Origin of the sequence: Halomonas sp. B23F22_10 (assembly GCF_043496975.1) — a bacterium.
Classification (GTDB): Bacteria; Pseudomonadota; Gammaproteobacteria; order Pseudomonadales; family Halomonadaceae; genus Halomonas; species Halomonas smyrnensis.
Window position 1 is genome coordinate 438,236 of sequence record NZ_JBIEKF010000002.1, and the last position, 18,959, is coordinate 457,194.

The 18,959-nt window shown below is 69.3% G+C and carries 18 protein-coding genes; 9 read left to right on the forward strand and 9 right to left on the reverse strand.

The annotated features are described in order from the left end of the window. Positions 1 to 212 precede the first annotated feature (212 nt). Complete coding sequence (locus tag ACGTNF_RS06145; protein WP_016854442.1) at positions 213 to 1,250, reverse strand: rod shape-determining protein; 1,038 nt, start codon at positions 1,248 to 1,250, stop codon at positions 213 to 215. Between the two features lie 160 nt (positions 1,251 to 1,410). On the opposite strand from ACGTNF_RS06145, the gene gatC reads away from it, so the two are divergent. The 4 genes from gatC to ACGTNF_RS06165 are packed head-to-tail and all read left to right on the forward strand — an operon-like array spanning position 1,411 to position 4,944. Further along, the gene (gatC, locus tag ACGTNF_RS06150) at positions 1,411 to 1,698 is read left to right on the forward strand and encodes an Asp-tRNA(Asn)/Glu-tRNA(Gln) amidotransferase subunit GatC (RefSeq protein WP_016854443.1); all 288 of its coding nucleotides are present in this window, start codon (positions 1,411 to 1,413) and stop codon (positions 1,696 to 1,698) included. A gap of 51 nt (positions 1,699 to 1,749) precedes the next feature. Further along, positions 1,750 to 3,210, forward strand: coding sequence for an Asp-tRNA(Asn)/Glu-tRNA(Gln) amidotransferase subunit GatA (gene gatA, locus ACGTNF_RS06155; RefSeq protein WP_394600931.1), 1,461 nt, complete (start codon positions 1,750 to 1,752; stop codon positions 3,208 to 3,210). After that, complete coding sequence (gene gatB, locus ACGTNF_RS06160; RefSeq protein ID WP_394600932.1) at positions 3,210 to 4,676, forward strand: Asp-tRNA(Asn)/Glu-tRNA(Gln) amidotransferase subunit GatB; 1,467 nt, start codon at positions 3,210 to 3,212, stop codon at positions 4,674 to 4,676. Before gatA ends, gatB begins: the two co-directional genes overlap by 1 nt. A gap of 58 nt (positions 4,677 to 4,734) precedes the next feature. Then, entirely contained in the window at positions 4,735 to 4,944 is a 210-nt protein-coding gene (locus tag ACGTNF_RS06165) for a tautomerase family protein (RefSeq protein ID WP_394600933.1), read from the forward strand. A gap of 92 nt (positions 4,945 to 5,036) precedes the next feature. Here ACGTNF_RS06165 and ACGTNF_RS06170 read toward each other — a convergent pair whose 3' ends face one another. Next, on the reverse strand, positions 5,037 to 5,204 hold the full coding sequence (locus ACGTNF_RS06170; RefSeq protein ID WP_016854447.1) for a DUF6435 family protein: 168 nt from the start codon (positions 5,202 to 5,204) through the stop codon (positions 5,037 to 5,039). Between the two features lie 120 nt (positions 5,205 to 5,324). Continuing rightward, the gene (locus ACGTNF_RS06175) at positions 5,325 to 6,386 is read right to left on the reverse strand and encodes a substrate-binding domain-containing protein (protein WP_394600934.1); all 1,062 of its coding nucleotides are present in this window, start codon (positions 6,384 to 6,386) and stop codon (positions 5,325 to 5,327) included. A gap of 132 nt (positions 6,387 to 6,518) precedes the next feature. On the opposite strand from ACGTNF_RS06175, the gene ACGTNF_RS06180 reads away from it, so the two are divergent. Genes ACGTNF_RS06180 through ACGTNF_RS06200 form a run of 5 tightly spaced genes read left to right on the forward strand, consistent with a single transcriptional unit; the run spans position 6,519 to position 12,549 of the window. Further along, a complete protein-coding gene (locus tag ACGTNF_RS06180) occupies positions 6,519 to 7,013 on the forward strand; it encodes a formate dehydrogenase subunit gamma (RefSeq protein WP_394600935.1) in 495 nt (164 codons plus the stop codon). After that, positions 7,010 to 8,566 (forward strand): formate dehydrogenase beta subunit, encoded by a 1,557-nt coding sequence (locus tag ACGTNF_RS06185; RefSeq protein WP_394600936.1) that lies wholly within the window; start codon positions 7,010 to 7,012, stop codon positions 8,564 to 8,566. Before ACGTNF_RS06180 ends, ACGTNF_RS06185 begins: the two co-directional genes overlap by 4 nt. After that, positions 8,563 to 11,442: a formate dehydrogenase subunit alpha gene (fdhF, locus tag ACGTNF_RS06190; protein ID WP_394600937.1), complete on the forward strand. Its 2,880-nt coding sequence runs from the start codon at positions 8,563 to 8,565 to the stop codon at positions 11,440 to 11,442. The genes ACGTNF_RS06185 and fdhF overlap by 4 nt, the downstream gene beginning before the upstream one ends. Next, positions 11,439 to 12,293 (forward strand): formate dehydrogenase accessory sulfurtransferase FdhD, encoded by an 855-nt coding sequence (fdhD, locus tag ACGTNF_RS06195; protein ID WP_394600938.1) that lies wholly within the window; start codon positions 11,439 to 11,441, stop codon positions 12,291 to 12,293. The genes fdhF and fdhD overlap by 4 nt, the downstream gene beginning before the upstream one ends. Positions 12,294 to 12,303: 10 nt before the next feature. Next, on the forward strand, positions 12,304 to 12,549 hold the full coding sequence (locus ACGTNF_RS06200) for a formate dehydrogenase subunit delta (protein ID WP_394600939.1): 246 nt from the start codon (positions 12,304 to 12,306) through the stop codon (positions 12,547 to 12,549). 128 nt (positions 12,550 to 12,677) lie between these two features. Here the strand turns inward: ACGTNF_RS06200 and ACGTNF_RS06205 are convergent, their stop codons facing one another. The 6 genes from ACGTNF_RS06205 to ACGTNF_RS06230 all read right to left on the reverse strand — a co-directional run bounded on the left by ACGTNF_RS06205 (position 12,678) and on the right by ACGTNF_RS06230 (position 18,866). After that, entirely contained in the window at positions 12,678 to 13,226 is a 549-nt protein-coding gene (locus tag ACGTNF_RS06205) for a glycine zipper 2TM domain-containing protein (RefSeq protein WP_394600940.1), read from the reverse strand. A 213-nt stretch (positions 13,227 to 13,439) separates the two neighbouring features. Next, a complete protein-coding gene (locus ACGTNF_RS06210) occupies positions 13,440 to 14,519 on the reverse strand; it encodes a polyamine ABC transporter substrate-binding protein (RefSeq protein ID WP_394600941.1) in 1,080 nt (359 codons plus the stop codon). Positions 14,520 to 14,563: 44 nt separating this feature from the next. After that, a complete protein-coding gene (locus tag ACGTNF_RS06215; RefSeq protein WP_394600942.1) occupies positions 14,564 to 15,361 on the reverse strand; it encodes an ABC transporter permease in 798 nt (265 codons plus the stop codon). Further along, a complete protein-coding gene (locus ACGTNF_RS06220; RefSeq protein ID WP_394600943.1) occupies positions 15,358 to 16,278 on the reverse strand; it encodes an ABC transporter permease in 921 nt (306 codons plus the stop codon). The genes ACGTNF_RS06215 and ACGTNF_RS06220 overlap by 4 nt, the downstream gene beginning before the upstream one ends. Positions 16,279 to 16,286: 8 nt before the next feature. After that, entirely contained in the window at positions 16,287 to 17,417 is a 1,131-nt protein-coding gene (locus ACGTNF_RS06225; protein ID WP_394600944.1) for an ABC transporter ATP-binding protein, read from the reverse strand. 252 nt (positions 17,418 to 17,669) lie between these two features. Further along, entirely contained in the window at positions 17,670 to 18,866 is a 1,197-nt protein-coding gene (locus ACGTNF_RS06230; RefSeq protein ID WP_394600945.1) for a glycine C-acetyltransferase, read from the reverse strand. Positions 18,867 to 18,959: the final 93 nt, after the last annotated feature.

The window sequence follows — 18,959 nt, forward strand, 5'->3', positions numbered from 1 at the left end:
CTTATCCCGCGACGCCTGGGCGAGGCCGTCGAGAGGCCACCCGCCCCTGGTGCTTCTAGCTTCCGCGGGAGAGCGCTGATTTATGTCGCGAGCGACGAGAGGCTGGCCGCCGCCGGCGCACAGCGCCCGCAGTGTAGCCTGCTACATGAGGAGCGCGAGCACCGCCGGCGGCCAGGATATCGAGCGCAGCAATAAATCAGCGCTTTCCAACGTCAGTCGCTGGAGAGCAGTTCAAACGTATGCTGATCGATCATCTCGAGGGCCTTGCCGCCGCCGCGGGCCACGCAGGTCAGCGGATCCTCGGCGACCACCACCGGCAGCCCGGTCTCCTCGGCGATCAGCTTGTCGAGGTCGCGCAGCAGCGCGCCGCCGCCGGTCAGCACCAGGCCGCGTTCGGCGATGTCGGAGGCCAGCTCGGGGGGCGACTGTTCCAGGGCGCTCTTCACCGCGGCGACGATGGAGCCCAGCGTCTCCTGGAGGGCGTCGAGGATCTCGTGGGAATTCAGGGTGAAGCTGCGCGGAATGCCCTCGGCCAGGTTGCGGCCACGCACGTCGATCTCGCGCAGCTCGCCGCCGGGGTAGGCGCAACCGATCTCTTCCTTGATGCGCTCGGCGGTGGACTCGCCGATCAGGCTGCCGTAGTGGCGACGCACGTAGGCGATGATCGCCTCGTCGAAGCGGTCGCCGCCGACGCGGATGGACTCGGAGTAGACCACGCCGTTGAGCGAGATGATGGCGATCTCGCTGGTGCCGCCACCGATGTCGACGACCATCGACCCCTGGGCTTCCTCGACCGGCAGGCCGGCACCGATGGCCGCGGCCATGGGCTCCTCGATCAGGAACACTTCGCGGGCCCCGGCGCCCTCGGCGGACTCCTTGATGGCGCGGCGCTCGACCTGGGTCGACATGCAGGGCACGCAGACCAGCACCCGAGGGCTCGGCGTCAGGAAGGTGCTCTGATGGACCTTGCGGATGAAGTACTGCAGCATCTGCTCGGTCACGGTGAAGTCGGCGATGACGCCGTCCTTCATCGGCCGGATGGCGGTGATATTGCCCGGCGTGCGGCCCAGCATGCGCTTGGCGTCGGCACCCACGGCGGCCACGCTGCGCATGTTGCCGGACTGACGAATCGCCACCACCGACGGCTCATCGAGCACGATACCGCGCCCGCGGACATAAATCAGCGTATTGGCCGTCCCCAGGTCGATCGACAGATCGCTGGAAAACAGCCCCCTCAAACGTTTGAACATGAAGTCGTTACCTAGTGCAGACCGGGGACCCTGTGCGGGGGCAAACCGTATCACTGCACCCCCCTAGCGGCAAGCGCCACGCCCCTGGCCCCTGCCCGCCGTGACGCGAATGTGGTAACTTCTGCGGTCTTTTCTGCCACCCTTTCGAGGACACCCGATCATGGCGCTTGAACACGCAGACGTTCTCCGGGCCGCCCACCTGGCCCGTCTCGGCCTGGACGAGGGTGAGGCCGACCGCTATCTCGACGACCTGGGCCGCATCCTGGAGATGGCCGACCAGTTGCAATCGATCGATACCGACGGCGTCGCCCCGCTGGCCCACCCGCTGGACGCCACCCAGCGCCTGCGCGCCGACGAGGTCACCGAGACCGACCAGCGCGAGACCTTCCAGCGCTGCGCCCCGGCGGTGGAGAACGGCCTCTATCTGGTGCCGCGGGTCGTCGAGTGACCGCCTCCCTCTTTCGTCGTCAATGACATGTCATCACGGAGCCCCGGCCCCATGCACGACCAGACACTGACCGGACTCGCCGCCGCCCTGGCGGCCGGCGAGTTCTCCAGCCGCGAGCTGACCGAGCATCTGCTCGCGCGCATCGAGCGCCATGACGGCGCGCTCAACAGCTTTATCACCGTCACCGGCGAGCAGGCCCTGGCCGCTGCCGATGCCGCCGACGCCGCCCGGGCCCGGGGCGAGGCCGGTCCGCTGACCGGCCTGCCGCTGGCGCTGAAGGACATCTTCTGCACCCGGGGCGTGAAGACCAGCTGCGGCTCGCGGATGCTCGACAACTTCGACGCGCCCTACGACGCCAGCGTGGTCGAGAAGCTGGCCGCCGCCGGCACCCTGAGCCTCGGCAAGACCAACATGGACGAGTTCGCCATGGGCTCGTCCAACGAGAACAGCTTCTATGGGGCGGTGAAGAATCCCTGGGACCTCGGCGCCGTGCCCGGCGGCAGCTCCGGCGGCAGCGCCGCCGCGGTGGCCGCGGGCCTGGTGCCGGCGGCGCTCGGCACCGACACCGGCGGATCGATCCGTCAGCCGGCGGCCTTCTGCGGCATCACCGGCCTGAAGCCGACCTACGGCCGCGTCTCGCGCTACGGCATGATCGCCTACGCCTCGAGCCTCGACCAGGCCGGCCCCATGGCCCGCACCGCCGAGGACTGCGCCCACCTGCTCGGCGCCATCGCCGGCCACGACCTGCGCGACTCCACCAGCGTGGCGCGCGGCGTGCCGGACTACACCGAGGGCCTCGAGGCCCCGCTGTCCGGCCTCAAGATCGGCCTGCCCAGGGAGTACTTCGGCGACGGCCTGTCCGCCGAGGTCGAGCGCGCGGTGCGCGAGGCGATCCGCGTCTATGAGTCGCTCGGTGCCACGGTGCGCGAGGTCAGCCTGCCGCACACCCACTATGCGACCCCGGCCTACTACGTGATCGCGCCGGCCGAGGCCTCCTCGAACCTGTCGCGCTTCGACGGCGTGCGCTTCGGCCACCGCTGCGAGAATCCGACCGACCTGATCGACCTCTACAAGCGCTCGCGGGGCGAGGGCTTCGGCGAGGAGGTCAAGCGGCGCATCCTGATCGGCACCCACACCCTCTCCGAGGGCTTCTTCGACGCCTACTACAAGCAGGCGCAGAAGGTCCGCCGACTGATCCGCCAGGACTTCCTCGACGCCTTCGAGGAGGTCGACGTGCTGATGGGCCCGGCCTCGCCGACCCCGGCCTTCGACCTGGGCGCCAACAAGGACCCGGTGTCGATGTACCTGCAGGACATCTACACCATCGCCGTCAACCTGGCCGGCATCCCCGGCATCAGCGTGCCGGCCGGCTTCGCCGGCGGCCGCCCGGTGGGCCTGCAGATCCTCGGCACCCACTTCGCCGAGGCCCAGCTGCTCAACGTCGCCCACCAGTTCCAGCAGGCCACCGACTGGCACCTGCGCCGTCCTGACCTTGCCGAGGAGACCGCCTGATGCAATGGGAAACCGTGATCGGGCTGGAGGTCCATGTCCAGCTCGCCACCCGCTCCAAGATCTTCTCCGGCGCCTCCACCGCGTTCGGCGCCGAGCCCAACACCCAGGCCTGCGCCGTCGACCTGGGCCTGCCGGGCGTGCTGCCGGTGCTCAACGAGCAGGCGGTGGCCATGGCCGTGCAGTTCGGCCTCGGCATCCACGCCGAGATCCCCGAGGTCTCGGTGTTCGACCGCAAGAACTACTTCTACCCGGACCTGCCCAAGGGCTACCAGACCAGCCAGATGTATGAGCCGATCGTCGGCCCGGGCGAGGTCGAGATCCTGCTTGACGACGGCGAGAGCAAGCGCATCCGCGTGCACCATGCCCACCTCGAGGAGGACGCCGGCAAGTCGCTCCACGAGGACTTCCACGGCATGACCGGCATCGACCTCAACCGCGCCGGCACGCCGCTGCTGGAGATCGTCTCCGAGCCCGACATGCGCTCGGCCAAGGAGGCGGCGGCCTACCTCAAGGCGATCCACTCCATCGTGACCTATCTGGGCATCAGCGACGGCAACATGGCCGAGGGTTCGATGCGCTGCGACGTCAACGTCTCGGTGCGTCCCAAGGGCCAGGACGCCTTCGGCACCCGCGCCGAGATCAAGAACGTCAACTCCTTCCGCTTCGTCGAGCGCGCCATCGAGTTCGAGGTCGAGCGCCAGATCGAGCTGCTCGAGGACGGCGGCACGGTGGTCCAGGAGACCCGTCTTTACGACCCCGAGGCCGACGAGACCCGCAGCATGCGCACCAAGGAGGAGGCCAACGACTACCGTTACTTCCCCTGCCCCGACCTGCTGCCGGTGGTGCTCGACCAGGCCTACGTCGACCACCTGCGCGGTCAGCTGCCTGAGCTGCCGGCCGCCAAGCGCGAGCGCTTCCAGAGCGAGCTCGGCCTCTCCGCCTACGACGCCGGCGTGCTCTCGGCGAGCCGCGCCATGGCCGAGTACTTCGAGCGGGTCCACGCCGTCTGCGGCGACGCCAAGCAGGCCGCCAACTGGGTCCAGGGCGAGCTGTCCGGCGCCCTGAACCGCGAGGGCCTGGCGATCGTCGACAGCCCGGTCTCCGCCGACCAGCTCGGCGGGCTCATCGTCCGGGTGCTGGACGACACCATCAACGGCAAGGCCGCCAAGCAGGTGTTCCAGGCGCTGTGGCACGGTGAAGGCGGGGGCGAAAGCAATAGCGCCGACGCCATCATCGAGGACAAGGGCCTGAAGCAGGTCACCGACACCGGCGCCATCGAGGCGATGATCGACCAGGTGATCGCCGACAGCCCGGCCCAGGTCGCCCAGTACCGCGATGCCGAGCCCGACAAGCGCGGCAAGATGATCGGCTACTTCGTCGGCCAGGTGATGAAGGCCTCCCGCGGCACCGCCAACCCCCAGCAGGTCAACGCCCTGCTCAAGGAAAAGCTCGACGCCCTGTGCTGATACGCGTCCTCCCTCGCCCGCCACGGGCGAGGGAGGACACTGCCCTCGAGGAGGCCCCATGCCCAACATCAACATCCAGCTGATCGAAGGCCGCAGCGTCGAGCAGAAGGAAGCGCTGATCGAGAAGATCACCGCCGCCTGCGTCGAGGCCATCGACTGCACGCCCGAGAGCGTGCGCGTGGTGCTCGATGACATCGCGCCCCAGGACTTCGGCATCGCCGGCCAGTCGGTCGCCAGGCGACGCGCCGAGCAGGACGCCAACGCCTGACTCCCGGCCCCGCCACCCGGCGGGGCCGGCGCTGGCCGAACGGCGTCTCGATACCCTCCACCTGGCCACCGCGATCCGGCCGGCCGGCGCCCTCAGCCCTTCTGCCGCTCTATCTCCGCCCGCAGCGCCTCGGCCTGCTCGGTCAGGGCCGCGTTGGCCCGCATGTCGCCATTGCGCGCGGCCGTCATCGCCTGCTCCAGCTTCTGCTCGTACTGCTGCTGGAGCTTCTTGAGCGGGTCTCGCTTGAGCCAGTTCAGCATGCCGTTTCCTCCGCAATAGTCATACACGCACAAATACAAGCATAGCTATTGTATAAGAAAAACTCATCCCCGGATCTTGCCTGACGCCCCCTCAACACGCCTGACGTCGCGCCGGGCGAACTAGTCCGCAAACAGCGCCTCGATCCCGTCCACCTGGCCGCAGCGATCCGGCCGGTACCCCGGCAGCTCCCGCACCGCCGCCTGGAACGCCTCGCCGGCGATCACCTGACACAGCGACTGCAGCTTCGGCTCCACCAGGCTGCGACGGTGACCGACCAGCAGGTAGTCCTCCAGCGCCAGCGGCACGAAGTCGAGCCCGAAGCGCCGGGCCGCCGCCTCCACCCCGAAGCCGACCTCCGCCATGCCGGCGGCGACATAGGCCGCCACCGCCGAGTGGGTATATTCCTCGAGCTCGTAGCCGCGGATGCGCCGGCTCGCCAGCCCCTCCCCTTCCAACAGGCCGTCCAGCAGCGCCCGGGTGCCCGAGCCCGCCTGGCGATTGATGAAACGCACCTCGCCCTTGGCCAGATCACTCAGTCCCTCGATGCCCAGCGGATTGCCCGGCGCCACCATCAGGCCCTGGCGCCGGGTGATGAAGCGGATCACCCGGTAGCTGCGCGGCTTGAGCAGGTCACGATAGCCGCGGATCACCCGCTCGCCGACCTCGCCCCGCGGCAGATGAAAACCGGCCAGGTCGCAGGCGCCGCGATGCAGCGCCGAAAGGGCCTCGCGAGAACTACAATATTGGAGATCGAGACGCAGCTCATCGAGGTAGGCCGGCAGCAGCTCGACGGCATAGCCGTGGGTGGCGTAGAGGCGCAGCACCGGCTTGACGCCCTCCAGCGCCTGCTGAATGGCGAGGTTGAGCTCGGAGCCAAGGCTCTCCAGCTGCGGCCCCAGCCGGGCGATCACCCGCTGTTCGGCCCACAGCAGCTTCTCGCCCAGCGGCGACAGCCGCGCGCCCTTGCCGCGTTCGAGGTCGACCAGGGCGATGCCGAAGAACTCGCCCCACTTGTTGAGCAGGTTCCAGGCATGGCGATAGGAGATGCCCACCGACTCGGCGGCCCGGGTCAGCTTGCCGTGCCGATGCACCGCCTCGAGCAGGCCGAACAGCTTGGGATCGAGCTGGTTACCGGCCTCGTCGCTGAAGTGCCAGGCCGGCGTGATGCGGATACGCTTCATGTGAAGTAAGTTTCATATTTCGCCGTCGAGACACCAATGCTAGCTTTATCGCGACCGTGACGCACGCCCCGCCTACCTATGAAACAGCGTGCATATTTAAACGCCAGCTACAATGATAACCAGGGGTACTCGATGAACGATTCCCGAGAGTGGACGCCCCAGGCGGTCCAGGCCGAGGTCGACGCCCTGAAGCACAAGCCCGGCGCCCTGCTGCCGATCCTGCACGCCCTTCAGGACCGTTTCGACCATGTGCCCGAGGGCGCGGTGCCGATCATCGCCGAATCGCTGGGCCTCACCCGCGCCGAGGTGCACGGGGTGATCAGCTTCTACCACCATTTCCGCACCTCGCCGCCGGGCCGCCATGTGGTTCAGGTGTGCCGCGCCGAGGCCTGTCAGGCCCGCGGTGCCCGCCCCCTGGAGGCCCATGCCAAGGCCACCCTCGGCGTCGGCTATCACCAGACCACCGCCGGCCGCGAGATCACCCTCGAGGCCGTCTACTGCCTGGGCAACTGCGCCTGCGGCCCCTCGGTCCGCGTCGACGACCAGATCCTCGGCCGCGTGACGCCCGAGCGCTTCGATGCCCTGGTCGATGAACTCCGCACCCAGCCGCTGGAGGTGCTCGGATGAGCGTCCGCGTCTTCGTTCCCCGTGATACCACCGCCCTCTCGCTGGGCGCCGACGCCGTCGCCACGCGCCTGGAGCGCGAGGCCGAACGTCGCGGCCTCGCGCTGACCGTGGTGCGCAACGGCTCCCGCGGCCTGGCCTGGCTCGAGCCGCTGGTCGAGGTCGAGACCCCCGCCGGCCGCGTCGCCTATGGCCCGGTGACGCCCGCCGACGTGCCGTCGCTGCTCGACGAGGGCCTGCTCGAGGGCCGCGACGGCCACGCGCTGGCCCAGGGGCCGACCGAGGCGATCCCCTATCTCGCCCGCCAGCAGCGCCTGACCTTCGCCCGCATCGGCGTGACCGATCCGCTGTCGGTCGATGACTACCGGGCCCACGACGGCTTCCGCGGCCTCGAGGCCGCGCTGGCGCTCGAGCCCCAGGATATCGTCGAGGAGGTCAAGGCCTCCGGCCTGCGCGGCCGCGGCGGCGCGGCCTTCCCCACCGGCATCAAGTGGCAGACCGTGCTCGACGCCCCGGCGGACCAGAAGTACATCGTCTGCAACGCCGACGAGGGCGACTCCGGCACCTTCGCCGACCGCCTGGTGATGGAGTGCGACCCCTACGTGCTGATCGAGGGCATGGCCATCGCCGGCCTCGCCGTGAACGCCACCCAGGGCTACATCTACCTGCGCTCCGAGTACCCGCTGGCCAAGGAGATCCTCGATGACGCCATCGCGCGCGCCGAGGCCGCCGGCTATCTGGGCGACGACCTCCGGGGCAGCGGCCGCGCCTTCCACCTGGAAGTGCGTCTGGGCGCCGGCGCCTACATCTGCGGCGAGGAGACCTCGCTGCTGGAGAGCCTCGAGGGCAAGCGCGGCCTGGTGCGCTTCAAGCCGCCGCTGCCGGCCATCGAGGGCCTGTTCGGCCGCCCCACCGTGGTCAACAACGTGCTGTCGCTGGCCGCCGTGCCCTTCATCCTCGCCGAGGGCGCCCAGGCCTACGCCAACCACGGCATGGGCCGCTCCCGCGGCACCCTGGCGCTGCAGCTGGCCGGCAACGTCAAGCGCGGCGGCCTGGTGGAGCTTTCCTTCGGCACCACCCTGCGCACCCTGATGGAAGACTTCGGCGGCGGCACCGCCAGCGGCCGTCCGCTTCGCGCGGTCCAGGTCGGCGGCCCGCTGTGCGCCTATCTGCCCGAGAGCCAGTGGGACATGCCGCTGGACTACGAGACCTTCGCCGAGGTCGGCGCGGGCGTCGGCCACGGTGGCGTGGTGATGTTCGACGACAGCGTCGACATGGCCGAGCAGGCCCGCTTCTCGATGGAGTTCTGCAAGGAAGAGTCCTGCGGCAAGTGCACGCCCTGCCGCATCGGCTCGACCCGCGGCGTGGAGGTCATCGACCGCATCCGGGCAGGCCGTGACCGCGACGCCAACCTCGAGCTGCTCGGTGAGCTGTGCGAGACCATGGAAGACGGTTCGCTGTGCGCCATGGGCGGCATGACGCCCTTCCCGGTGCAGAGCGCCCTGAAACACTTCCCCGACGACTTCCAGCGCGCGCCGGAAGGAGACCGCTCATGATTCAGCACTTCGATCCCCGCCAGCACGACAAGGCACTGGCCAAGGACCTGGGCACCCCGGCACCGGCCGCCGACGCGGCCCCGGTGAGCGTCGAGATCGACGGCGTCGAGATCACCGTGCCCGAGGGCACCTCGGTGCTGCGCGCCGCGGCCCTGGCCGACATCAACATTCCCAAGCTGTGCGCCACCGACAGCCTGGAGGCCTTCGGCTCCTGCCGGCTGTGCGCCGTCCAGGTCGATGGCCGGCGCGGCACGCCGGCGGCCTGCACCACCCCGGTGGCCGAGGGCATGAAGGTCACCACCCAGAACGACCGCCTGGCCCGGCTGCGCCGCAACATCATGGAGCTCTACATCTCCGACCACCCGCTGGACTGCCTGACCTGTCCGGCCAACGGCGACTGCGAGCTGCAGGACATGGCCGGCGCGGTGGGCCTGCGCGAGGTGCGCTACGGCTTCGAAGGCGAGAACCACCTGGCCGCCGAGACCGACCACTCCAACCCCTACTTCAGCTTCGATCCCAGCAAGTGCATCGTCTGCTCGCGCTGCGTGCGGGCCTGCGAGGAGGTGCAGGGCACCTTCGCGCTGACCATCGACGGCCGCGGCTTCGATTCGACCGTCGCCGCCGGCCAGGACGAGGCCTTCATGGACTCCGAGTGCGTGTCCTGCGGCGCCTGTGTCCAGGCCTGTCCGACCTCGACGCTGATGGAGAAGAGCGTCATCGACGCCGGCCAGCCCGAGCACAGCGTGGTCACCACCTGCGCCTACTGCGGCGTCGGCTGCTCCTTCGAGGCCCAGATGAAGGGCGACCAGCTGGTGCGCATGGTGCCCTACAAGGGCGGCGACGCGAATCACGGCCACTCCTGCGTCAAGGGCCGCTTCGCCTTCGGCTACGCGACTCATCCGGACCGCATCACCACGCCGATGATCCGCGATGCCATCGACCAGCCCTGGCGCCCGGTCGACTGGGACGAGGCGATCTCCTTCGCCGCCAAGCGCCTCACGGCGATCCAGGACGAGCACGGCCGCGAGAGCATCGGCGGCATCACCTCCTCGCGCTGCACCAACGAGGAGACCTACCTGGTGCAGAAGCTGATCCGCGCGGCCTTCGGCAACAACAACACCGATACCTGCGCCCGGGTCTGCCACTCGCCCACCGGCTACGGCCTGAAGACCACCCTGGGCGAGTCCGCCGGCACCCAGACCTTCGACTCGGTGATGGCGGCCGACGCCATCATCGTGATCGGCGCCAACCCCACCGACGCCCACCCGGTGTTCGGCTCGATGATGCGCAAGCGCCTGCGCCAGGGCGCCTCGCTGATCGTCGCCGACCCGCGCCGCATCGACCTGCTCAAGACGCCGCACCTCGAGGACGCCCAACACCTGCCGCTGCGCCCGGGCACCAACGTGGCGCTGGTCAACGCCCTGGCCCACGTGGTGGTCACCGAGGGCCTGGAGGACCACGACTTCATCGCCAGGCGCTGCGACACCGAGGCGTATCGCGCCTGGCGCGACTTCATCGGTGAGGCGCGCCACTCCCCGGAGGCCACCGAATCGGTCACCGGCGTGTCCGCCGAGGCCGTGCGCCGCGCCGCGCGCACCTACGCCACCGCCGGCAACGGCGCCATCTACTACGGCCTGGGCGTCACCGAGCACAGCCAGGGCTCGACCATGGTGATGGGCATCGCCAACCTGGCGCTGGCCACCGGCAACATCGGCCGCGAGGGCGTAGGCGTGAACCCGCTGCGCGGCCAGAACAACGTCCAGGGCTCCTGCGACATGGGCTCCTTCCCCCATGAGCTGCCGGGCTACCAGCACGTCGCCGACGTCGCCGCCCGCGGTCGCTTCGAGGCCGCCTGGGGCGTCAAGCTCGACGACGAGCCGGGCCTGCGCATCCCCAACATGTTCGACGCCGCCATCGAGGGCAGCTTCAAGGCGCTCTACGTGCAGGGCGAGGACATCGCCCAGTCGGATCCCGACACCCAGCACGTGGAGGCGGCGCTGCGCTCGCTGGACTGCCTGATCGTCCAGGACATCTTCCTCAACGAGACCGCCAAGTTCGCCCACGTGCTGCTGCCGGGCTCGAGCTTCCTGGAGAAGGACGGCACCTTCACCAACGCCGAGCGCCGCATCAACCGGGTGCGCAGGGTGATGGCGCCGCTGTCCGGCAAGGCCGACTGGGAAGTCACCGTCGACCTGGCCCGCGCCCTGGGCTATCCGATGGAGTACACGCACCCGTCCGAGATCATGGACGAGATCGCGCGACTCACGCCGACCTTCGCCGGGGTCAGCTACGACCGCCTCGACGAGCACGGCAGCCTGCAGTGGCCCTGCAACGAGGAGCATCCCGACGGCACCCCGACCATGCACGAGGTGGACTTCCCGATCGGCCGCGGCCGCTTCGCGATCACCGAGTACGTGGCCACCGAGGAGCGCGCCAGCCGCCGCTTCCCGCTGCTGCTGACCACCGGGCGGATCCTGTCCCAGTACAACGTCGGCGCCCAGACCCGGCGCACCGACAACCAGGTGTGGCACGACGAGGACGTGATCGAGGTGCACCCGTCCGACGCCGAGGTGCGCGGCATCCAGGACGGCGACTGGCTGGGCGTCACCAGCCGCGCCGGCCAGACGGTGCTGCGGGCGCGGCTCAGCGAGCGCATGCAGCCGGGAGTGGTCTACACCACCTTCCACCACCCGGGCAGCGGCGCCAACGTGATCACCACCAGCAGCTCCGACTGGGCGACCAACTGCCCCGAGTACAAGGTGACCGCGGTGCAGGTCGAAAAGGTCAGCCAGCCGTCCCAGTGGCAGCGCCGCTTCGACGAGGCCGACCGCCGGCAGCGCGAATACCTGGCCACGGCCAGGGACGCCGCCTCATGAGCCGCGGAGGGACGCCCTCGTCCGGCGACGGCGCCCCTCCCCTGACGCACCGCCGCGTGGAGGTCCACCGCGATGCGTCGGGACGGGACGGCGACGTGGTCGACGACGCCCTGGCCCTCGAGGTCCCGGTGGCGCTGGTCTACAACGGCATCTCCCATGCGGTGATGATGGCCAGCCCCGCCGACCTCGAGGACTTCGCGCTGGGCTTCAGCCTCACCGAGGGCATCCTCGCGCACCCCCACGAGTGCTACGACCTGGAGGTGCACGAGGAGCCCGGCGGGCTGACGGTGCAGCTGACCATCGCCGGCCAGCGGCTGGCGGAGCTCAAGGAGCGCCGTCGCAGCCTGGCCGGCCGCACCGGCTGCGGCCTGTGCGGCACCGAGGCGCTGGATCAGGCGATTCGCCCGATCCCGAGGGTCCGGGCGCCGGCACTGAGCGACGACGCCATCCAGCAGGCCCTCGGGGCCCTGACCGATCATCAGGCGCTGCAGGCGGCCACCGGCGCCACTCACGCCGCGGCATGGTGCGAGGCCGACGGCCGCATTCGCCTGGCGCGCGAGGACGTGGGACGCCACAACGCCCTGGACAAGCTGATCGGCGCCCTGGCTCGCGAGGGCGGTCCGAGCGAAGGCGGCTTCGCGCTGGTCTCGAGTCGCGCCAGCTACGAGATGGTGCACAAGAGCGCCAGCGCCGGCATCGGCGCCCTGGTGGCCGTCTCGGCGGCCACCTCGCTGGCGGTGGAACAGGCCGAGCAGGCCGGGCTGATGCTGGTCGGCTTCGCCCGCCCCGGCCGCCACCTGATCTATCATCGCCCCGCCGACGCTCCGTCGGCGCGGGCCCACGGTTGTTGAGGAACAGCGCATGTCGCACGATCAAGGCGAGACCCTGGTGCATATGGTCAATCAGATTGCCACCAACCTGAGCGGCGGCCGCGAGGAAGCCGAGGCCGTGGAAGGCGTCTGCAATCACCTGGAGAAGTTCTGGGCCCGGGCCATGAAGCAGCGCATCGTCGCCTGCCTCGACGAGCCCGATGCCGGCGGCCTGGCGCCGGTGGCACGCCAGGCCGTGGAACGGCTGGCCGAGCATCAGGCCCGCAAGGCGGGCTGAAGCCGCTCGCACCGAACGACACAAGCCACCGCTGCACGACAGCACGCAAAAGGGCCGCCCCGATGGGGCGGCCCTTCTGTTTCCTGACTTGGCCTCGGCGCCTGCGGGCGCCAGACGTCACGGGCGAATCAGCCCTGGCTGCGGGGCTCGCCCCACTGCGGTTCGCCGTTCACGACGCGCACCGTCTCGCCCTGGGGACGCTGGTCCAGCCGGCTGGTGTGGGACTGGCCGTCATAGTGCCAGCTGACCTCGTAGCCGGTGGTTTCGTCGCGGGAATCGGTGACGGTGTGGCAGCGCTGCTCGGTGGTGGAGACGGTCTGGCCGGCCTCGACCCGCTGCTGGACCTCGCGGCCGGCGAAGCCGCCGCCGATGGCACCGGCCACGGTGGCGATCTTCTTGCCGCTGCCGCCGCCGACCTGGTTGCCCAGCAGTCCGCCGACGATGGCGCCGGCCGCCGTGCCGACCACGCTGTGCGGGTCGCGGGTCGGCGCCTGACGCTGCACCACCACGTTCTCGCACACCTCACGCGGGGTCTCCACCGTGCGGGTCAGGGGTTCCACGCCGGTGATATCGGCGAACTGGGGCTGGCGGCTTTCCTGCACCTGCCAGGCGCCGAAGGCCATGCCACCGAGGCCCAGTACCGCCAGAACGCTGCCCACCACGATCGACTTGCTCATGTTCGTAACCTCTTATCGGGCGTTCGAAACGCCTCTCGCCGGAATCCTGGAAACCTGCTCCAGCGGTTGCAATGGCGGGCGAGGCTTCCCGCCCCGCGCCGGTGCCCGACAGTATCGGCCGCCATCGATCGCGGCTCCAGCCCATCCGATGCGGTTCCACACTTGCTGCGCCGCTGTCGCCGGACGCGGACACCCCGGTCGATCACGCCGCCATCAGCGCGCCTGCACCTCGGACCACAGCTGCTGGAAGGTCTGCAACGACTCGCCGGACAGCGTGGGAATGAAGCGCAGGGCCTCCATGTCCTCGTCGCTCGGCATGATCGGCGGCTGGGTCAGCACCTCGTCGAGATAGGGCTCGGCGGCGGCATTGGGGCTCGCGTAATAGTTGTAGTTGGACAGCTGGGCACCGACCTCGGCGTCGAGCAGGAAGTCGATGAACTGGTGCGCCAGCTCGGGATGCGGCGCCTCGGAGGGGATCATCATGGCGTCGACCCACATCTCGGCGCCCTCCTCCGGAATCATGAACGCGAGGTGCTCGAAGGCCTCCGGGTTCTCATCCTTCTGGTAGAAGTAATCGCCATTGAAGGACATGCCGGCCTGGATCACGCCGCGGGACAGCTGCTGCAGCGCCGGCGTGCCGTCGCTGAAGCCGCTGAAGGTGTCGCGCCCCTTGGTGTCGATCATCAGCCGCGCCGCCTCGCGCCAGGCATCCAGGCCGGTGCAGTCATAGCCGTGGCCCAGGTAGGCGCAGGCGCCGCCCATGGTGACCTGACCGTCGCCGATCATGGCGAACGGGTACTCGCCGTTGACCGCCGAATCGAACATCAGCGACCAGCTCCTGGGCGCGTCGGGGAAGGTCTCGGTGTTGTAGACGATGCCGGTGGTGCCCCACTGGTAGGGCGCGGAGTAGCGGCCGCCGGGATCGTAGGAGGGATCCTGGAACTGCGCCATGACGTTGCCCAGGTTGTCGAGCCGTGCCTTGTCCAGCGGCTGGACCAGCCCGGTCTCGATCAGGCGCGGCACGTAGTAGTTGGACGGCACGACGATGTCGTACTGGGAGGCGCCGCCGGCGTTGAGCTTGGCGAACATCTCCGGCAGCGAGTTGAAGTAGTTCTGCACCACCTCGACGTCGTACTCGGCCTCGAAGGCCTCGATGATCGCCGGGTCCATGTACTGGGTCCAGTTGAAGAGGTAGAGCTTGTCGGCCTCTTGCTGCGCCTGAGCCTGCCCGGCGAGGGCGAGCCCGCCCAGCGAGAGGGCCATGGCGAGGGTGCTGCGTGTCAGGGTTGTCATGTTCGTTCCCTTGGCGTTTCAGGTGATCGGTGGGTGCCACCGGTTCAGTGCGGCCGGCGACGGCTGAAGACAAGGCTCAGCATAGCGGCGATGGCCACGGCGGCGATCATCAGCGCGGCGATGGCGTTGATCTCCGGCGACACGCCCTTGCGGATCGCGCCCCAGATGTAGATCGGCAGGGTTGCGCTCTCCGGCCCGGCGGTGAAGAAGCTGATCACGAAGTCGTCCACCGACAGCGTGAAGGAGAGGAAGAAGGCCGCCATCAGCGCCGGCTTGAGCGTCGGCAGCATGAAGTGCACCAGGCGCTGGCGAGGCGTCGCATAGAGATCCCGCGCGGCCTCGAACAGCGCCGGGTCCAGCCCCACGAAGCGCGAATAGACGATCAGCGCCACGAACGGAATCTGGAAGGTCACATGGGCGATGATCATGGTGCCGAGCCCCGGCGACAGCCAGCCGGTCCACTCGTTGATCTGCACGAAGAAGGCCATCTCGGCGATGCCGAAGACGATGTCCGGCAGCACCAGCGGCAGGTAGATCACCAGGATCAGCCAGCCCAGGCGGCGCCGCCGATGGCGATACATGCCATAGCCGAGCACGCCGCCGACCACCAGCGCGACCAGCGACGAGACCACCGCCAGCACCAGGCTGTTGCCGAAGGCCGAGAGGATCTCCTCGTTGCCCATCAGCCGGTGATACCAGCGCAGCGAGAAATCGGCGAAACGCGCCGAGCTGTTGGCCGAGTTGAAGGAAAACAGCACCACCACCGCCAGCGGCAGGTAGAGGAAGGCCAGGGTCAGCCACCAGAAGACGGCCAGGCCGCGGTGCAGGGTACGCTTGGTCATATCACCACCTGCTCGCCGCCGCCCAGCCGCTTGCCGAGGCGGCGCATCACGAAGAGCCCGATGAAGGTCGCCAGCAGCATCAGGATCGCTCCGGCCGCGCCCAGCGGCCAGTTGGCGGCGCCGGCGAACTGGCTGGCCACCAGGTTGCCGAGCATCATGCCCTTGCCGCCACCGAGCAGCTCGGACACGACGTACATGCCGAAGGCGGGAATCGCCACCAGCACGATGCCCGCCAGCAGTCCCGGCAGCGTCTGGGGGAAGGTCGCGTGGCGAAAGGTCCTGAGCGGATTGGCGTAGAGGTCCTGGGCGGCCTCCACCTGGGCCACATCGAGCCTCTCGAAGGCACTGTAGAGCGGCAGCACCATGAACGGCAGGAAGTTGTAGACCAGCCCCAGGGTGACCGCGAAGTTGGAGGGATAGAGCCCCATGTGCGGCGAGATCAGCCCCAGGCTCGCGGCCAGGTCGGACAGCGGCGTGCCCGGCGCCAGCAGGTTCATCCAGCCGAAGGAGCGGATCACCTGATTGGTCCAGGACGGCACCACCACCGCCAGCAGCAGCAGCGGCCGCCACTTGGCGCGACAGGTGGTGATGTAGTAGGCCACGGGATAGGCGATCACCACCACCAGCGCGGTGGAGACCAGGGTCTGCCACAGCGAGCGCAGCAGGGTATAGAGATTGCCGGGGCTCCAGCCCAGGAAGCCGAAGCCGGCCAGACGCTCGAAGGCATCCAGCGACAGCGGCATCTGCGGCAGGCCGTAGGGGCCGCTGCTCATGAAGGCCACGCTCATCAGGTAGACGCTGGGCAGGACCAGGAACAGCAGGATCCACAGCGCCCCCGGGGTCACCGTCCACAGCAGGTGGCGGGTCTCGCGTCCCAGGCCTCGTGAGGAGGAAGCCGTTACGCCGGTATCGGTCATGCGCTGCCTCATTCGCTCAGGGTCACCAGGTCTTCCGGGGCCACCGTCACCGTCACCGTCTCGCCCACCTCGGGCAGGTGGCGACCGCGGTTGCTGACCATGGCCTGCAGGGTGGTGTCGCCGACCGCCAGCCGGAACTCCGCGTGGCTGCCGCGATAGAGCCGCTCGGCCACGGTCGCCGGCAGATGGTTGGGGCCCTCCACCGCGCCGGGCAGCAGGTCCAGGGTCTCGGGACGAATCAGCAGCAGCGTGCCGTCGCCGGCGTCCTCGGCGTCGAGCGTGCCGAGCGCCGTGGTCAGCCGCCGGCCGTCGCGGGCGCGGATCGCAAAGAGATTGTCGTGGCCCATGAAGCGTGCCACGAAGCCGTTGACCGGGCGTTCGTAGACCTCCCGCGGCGCGCCGACCTGCTGGATGCTGCCGCCGTTCAGCACGGCGATACGATCGGACATGACCATGGCCTCGTCCTGATCGTGGGTAACGAACACGAAGGTCATGCCGAGACGCTGCTGGACGCGCAGCAGCTCCACCTGCAGCTGGCCGCGCAGGCCGGCGTCCAGGGCCGAGAGCGGCTCGTCGAGCAGCAGCACGTCGGGCTCGCAGACCAGCGCCCGAGCCAGGGCGATGCGCTGACGCTGGCCGCCGGACAGCTGGTCGACGCGGCGCTCGACCAGGTCGCCGAGCTGGATGAAACCGGCGATCTCGTCGACCCGGGCGTTGCGCTCGGCGGCCGGCAGGCCGCGCATCTTGAGGCCGAAGGCCAGGTTGTCGCGCACCGAGAGATGCGGAAACAGCGCATAGGACTGGAAGACCGTGTTGACGCTGCGCCGGTGAGGCGGCACCTCGGTGATGTCGCGCCCCCCTACCGCCAGCGCGCCGGCATCGGGCGCCTCCAGGCCGGCGAGGATCCGCAGCAGGGTCGTCTTGCCACAGCCGGACGGCCCCAGCAGGGTGAAGAACTCGCCGGCCCGGATGGTCAGATCGACCCCGTCCAGGGCCACGGTGTCATGCCCGAAGCGCTTGTGCAGGCCCTGCATCTCGATCGACGACGCCTGGCGGCGCGTCTCGCTTCGGGCGGAATTCTCGGCGGCCGGATCGCTGCCCGGCCGGTCGGCGATATCCGCCGTCATGGTCTCGCTCATGGACTCGTCTCTTCGCTGCGTCGGCCGCGCCCGCTGTTCGCGTCGGCTCGCCCGGGCTCATGACGCGCAGAGGCCGCCAGAGTGGAGGTCGCTCCTCCCCGGGGCTCGCATTGGCGTCAGATGGTGGCAAAGGGGAATTTTCTAGGGTCAGGGCCCCGGCGGCAAGGGCCAGAGACGCAATCGGGCAGGAAAACCCGCCTCCCGGCGGGCGGAAGGCGGGTGAAACGAGCGATCATGCATGGCGACGATGGCCTAGTCGCCGATGCCCAGGCGGGCCTTGACCCTCCCGAAGGCGGTCAGGGCGGCATCCAGGTCCTCGCGGGTCAGCGCCGCCGAGACCTGGGTGCGAATGCGCGCGCGGCCCCTGGGCACCACCGGATAGGAGAAGGCGATCACGTAGATGCCCTCTTTCAGCATCTCGTCGGCGAAGCGCGCCGCCAGGGCAGCGTCATGAAGCATCACCGGCACGATGGGATGCTCGCCCAGCAGCAGCTCGAAGCCCAGCTCCTCGAGTCCGCGGCGGAAGTAGGCGGTGTTGTCGCGCAGCCGGTCGCGCAGCTCGCGAGACTCGCCGGCCAGTTCCAGCGCCTTGAGCGCGCCGGCCACCACCGGCGGCGCCACGGTGTTGGAGAACAGGTAGGGCCGCGAGCGCTGACGCAGCAGCTCGACGATCTCGCGCCGGGCGCTGGTGTAACCGCCGCTGGCGCCGCCCAGGGCCTTGCCCAGGGTGCCGGTGAGGATATCGACGCGCCCCAGACAGCCGCGATACTCATGGCTGCCGCGACCGCCCTCCCCCAGGAAGCCGGTGGCGTGGCAGTCGTCGACGTGGACCAGGGCCCCGTAGCGCTCGGCCAGATCGCAGATCTCATCGAGTTTCGCGATGTAGCCATCCATGGAGAAGACGCCGTCGGTGGTGATCAGCTTGAAGCGCGCCCCCGCCGCATCGGCGGCCTGCAGTTGAGCCTCCAGATCGGCCATATCGCTGTTGCGGTAGCGATAGCGGCTCGCCTTGCACAGCCGCACGCCGTCGATGATGCTGGCGTGGTTGAGCTCGTCGGAGATCACCGCGTCCTCGGGGCCCAGCAGGGTCTCGAACAGCCCGCCGTTGGCGTCGAAGCAGGACGGATAGAGGATGGTGTGCTCGGTGCCCAGGAACTCGCTGAGCTTTCCCTCGAGGGTCTTGTGCAGGGTCTGGGTGCCGCAGATGAAGCGCACCGAGGCCAGGCCGTAGCCCCACTCGTCCAGGCCCTGCCTGGCGGCCGCCTGGACCTCGGGATGCTGGGCGAGCCCCAGGTAGTTGTTGGCGCAGAGGTTGAGCACCTCGCCGTCGTTCGCCACGCCCACGTGGGCGCCCTGGGGGGTCGCCAGCTCGCGTTCGTGCTTGGTCAGGCCGGCCTGCTCGATGGCCGCGAGCTCGTCGCGCAGATGCCGCTGAAAGTCGCCGTACATGGTGTCATATCCCTTTTTGTTTCTGGACTCACCGGGTCTCAAGGCTTCGGGACGCGATGCGCTGTTCCGGCAGCAAGTCTCCGCGAGGCGCTG

Coding starts and splice junctions, on each gene's coding strand:
- ACGTNF_RS06145 (WP_016854442.1), bottom strand. CDS start 1,250: ATGTTCAAACGTTTGAGGGGGCTGTTTTCCAGCGATCTGTCGATCGAC.
- gatC (WP_016854443.1), top strand. CDS start 1,411: ATGGCGCTTGAACACGCAGACGTTCTCCGGGCCGCCCACCTGGCCCGT.
- gatA (WP_394600931.1), top strand. CDS start 1,750: ATGCACGACCAGACACTGACCGGACTCGCCGCCGCCCTGGCGGCCGGC.
- gatB (WP_394600932.1), top strand. CDS start 3,210: ATGCAATGGGAAACCGTGATCGGGCTGGAGGTCCATGTCCAGCTCGCC.
- ACGTNF_RS06165 (WP_394600933.1), top strand. CDS start 4,735: ATGCCCAACATCAACATCCAGCTGATCGAAGGCCGCAGCGTCGAGCAG.
- ACGTNF_RS06170 (WP_016854447.1), bottom strand. CDS start 5,204: ATGCTGAACTGGCTCAAGCGAGACCCGCTCAAGAAGCTCCAGCAGCAG.
- ACGTNF_RS06175 (WP_394600934.1), bottom strand. CDS start 6,386: ATGAAGCGTATCCGCATCACGCCGGCCTGGCACTTCAGCGACGAGGCC.
- ACGTNF_RS06180 (WP_394600935.1), top strand. CDS start 6,519: ATGAACGATTCCCGAGAGTGGACGCCCCAGGCGGTCCAGGCCGAGGTC.
- ACGTNF_RS06185 (WP_394600936.1), top strand. CDS start 7,010: ATGAGCGTCCGCGTCTTCGTTCCCCGTGATACCACCGCCCTCTCGCTG.
- fdhF (WP_394600937.1), top strand. CDS start 8,563: ATGATTCAGCACTTCGATCCCCGCCAGCACGACAAGGCACTGGCCAAG.
- fdhD (WP_394600938.1), top strand. CDS start 11,439: ATGAGCCGCGGAGGGACGCCCTCGTCCGGCGACGGCGCCCCTCCCCTG.
- ACGTNF_RS06200 (WP_394600939.1), top strand. CDS start 12,304: ATGTCGCACGATCAAGGCGAGACCCTGGTGCATATGGTCAATCAGATT.
- ACGTNF_RS06205 (WP_394600940.1), bottom strand. CDS start 13,226: ATGAGCAAGTCGATCGTGGTGGGCAGCGTTCTGGCGGTACTGGGCCTC.
- ACGTNF_RS06210 (WP_394600941.1), bottom strand. CDS start 14,519: ATGACAACCCTGACACGCAGCACCCTCGCCATGGCCCTCTCGCTGGGC.
- ACGTNF_RS06215 (WP_394600942.1), bottom strand. CDS start 15,361: ATGACCAAGCGTACCCTGCACCGCGGCCTGGCCGTCTTCTGGTGGCTG.
- ACGTNF_RS06220 (WP_394600943.1), bottom strand. CDS start 16,278: ATGACCGATACCGGCGTAACGGCTTCCTCCTCACGAGGCCTGGGACGC.
- ACGTNF_RS06225 (WP_394600944.1), bottom strand. CDS start 17,417: ATGAGCGAGACCATGACGGCGGATATCGCCGACCGGCCGGGCAGCGAT.
- ACGTNF_RS06230 (WP_394600945.1), bottom strand. CDS start 18,866: ATGTACGGCGACTTTCAGCGGCATCTGCGCGACGAGCTCGCGGCCATC.